1 protein-coding gene is annotated in these 354 nt (G+C 47.5%); it reads right to left on the bottom strand.

What is annotated here, in order from left to right; translation table 11 throughout:
* Positions 1–354: GRP family sugar transporter (locus tag KH400_RS22795; protein ID WP_217228538.1), on the bottom strand; the 354-nt coding region annotated here is incomplete at both ends.

Here is a 354-nt window from a genome sequence, read left to right as displayed (position 1 = left end):
CCCAATACTTGACCAATTGATTGTGGTCCAACAATGGCTGTCATGTAGTCCAAACCGTCGTGACGGTTGTGAACGGCGTTTGAGATGTAACCGATCTTGTTCAACAAGTTAGGGAACACGAAGTACATCATGTAACCAATCGTTGAAATCAAAACGGCAACCAAACCACCCTTGAAGTCGTGTTGTGGGTTAACTTCGGCTGGTGCCTTTGAATCTGGCAAAGCCGTAAAGATAGCACCAATCACAACTGCGGCGATGGCCAACAAACCAAACGTCCACATGCGACCAGTTGTCCACTCACCCAAAACAGCCGCAGCCATCAAAGCGTTTGAAACAATTTGTCCGGCTGTTGAA

Source organism: Desertibacillus haloalkaliphilus (assembly GCF_019039105.1).
GTDB classification, from domain to species: Bacteria; Bacillota; Bacilli; order Bacillales; family KJ1-10-99; genus Desertibacillus; species Desertibacillus haloalkaliphilus.
The sequence above is the reverse complement of the archived record's forward strand: the minus strand, read 5'-3'. Positions and strand labels throughout refer to the sequence as shown.